This is a genomic window from Oerskovia gallyi, from assembly GCF_014836745.1.
GTDB classification, from domain to species: Bacteria; Actinomycetota; Actinomycetes; order Actinomycetales; family Cellulomonadaceae; genus Oerskovia; species Oerskovia paurometabola.
The window spans coordinates 1-1,359 of record NZ_JACSQE010000026.1 but is presented as its reverse complement, the minus strand read 5'-3'; the positions used below and the strand labels follow the sequence as shown (position 1 = coordinate 1,359).

The 1,359-nt window shown below is 70.9% G+C and carries 2 protein-coding genes; both read left to right on the top strand.

Features of this window, described 5'->3' with window-relative positions:
- The coding region (locus H9640_RS18840) for a methyl-accepting chemotaxis protein (protein ID WP_225227485.1) at nt 1-198 on the top strand (198 nt) is incomplete at its 5' end.
- 49 nt (nt 199-247) lie between these two features.
- A partial coding sequence (locus tag H9640_RS19815; protein ID WP_191792305.1) for a HAMP domain-containing protein occupies nt 248-1,359 on the top strand: 1,112 nt, incomplete at its 3' end.

Genomic DNA, 1,359 nt, shown 5'->3' with positions numbered 1-1,359 from the left:
ACCGCGACGACGACGGAGATGTCTCGTGGGGTGCAGGAGTCCGCGACGGGGGCCTCGGAGATCGCGGGCAACATCACCGGCATCGCGACCGCCGCGTCGTCGACCGCGGAAGCGATCCAGCAGATGAACGACTCGATCGCCGAGCTCGCCCGGATGAGTGCCGACCTGCAGTCGGACGCCGCGAAGTTCGTCTACTGACCCGCTCCCCACGACCCGCCGCAGTCAGCTCCAGAGGAAGGACCAGCCCGTGAACCGGCAGAGCGAAGCACCCGACGACCTCGCACCCACGCTCGAGCACGCGCCCGAGGTGTTCGTCGAGCCCTACCCCGACGGCCTGTCCGACCTCGGCGCGACGTCGGGCGAGGTGTCCGACGTGGACCCCGCGCAGGGAGCAGGAGAGCGGACGGCACACGCCGCAGGGGGCAGCGTCCTGCGCTCGGTCCGCACCAGGATCCTGGGCCTCGTCGCGGTCCTCGTGGTCGCGATGATCGTGCTGGGCGCGGTGGCCGTCTCGACCACGGTCTCGCTCCGGGAGCGCACGGAGACGATCGCGACGATCCAGAGCACCCTCAACGCGCGCGTCATGGCTCTTCAGAGCTCCGTGTGGTCGTACCGGCTCGCGACCGGAGGCCTGGGCGACTACATGGGGGAGCCCGAGGAGGCAGGCCCGCAGTTCGTCGCGATCGACGGGGCCCACGGCGCCGTCACGGCCGAGATGCGGGCGTTCGAGGACATCTACGCGGGCATCGGCGAGCCGGTGCCGGACCAGTACGGATCGTTCGCGCTGTCCGTGAACGAGTACATCTCGATCGTCGAGGAGCGCAAGCTGCCGGCCTTCGAGGCCGGGGACCGCGCGGCGTTCCGGTCCGCGGACACGGACCTCGACAACGTCGGTCAGCAGATGGGCGGCGCGCTGGACCGCCTCCAGTCGTACATCGACGACATCCTCGCGGGAGAGACGGAAGCGGCCGCGAGCGAGGCGTCGACGGCGATCGTCACGCTCGTCGTGATCATCGCGGTCGGCGCGCTCGGAGGGTTGGCGTTCGGCTGGATCACCTCGGGACGGATCAAGAGAGCGATCGTCGGGGTGCAGCGCACGGTCGAGGCGATCGCGGACGGCGACCTGACCCACGAGCCCGACGTCCGCGGCCGGGACGAGCTGGGGGACATGGCCCGCGCCCTGTCCTCGGCCCAGGCGTCGCTGCGCGCCACGCTCGCTGGTGTCCTCGAGTCGTCGGTGACGATCGCGTCGAGTGCGGAGTCGTTGGCGGGGGTGTCGTCGCAGTTCTCGGCGTCGTCGGAGGAGACGGCGGCGCAGTCGGGGGTGGTGGCGGCTGCTGCGGAGCAGGTGTCGCAGAA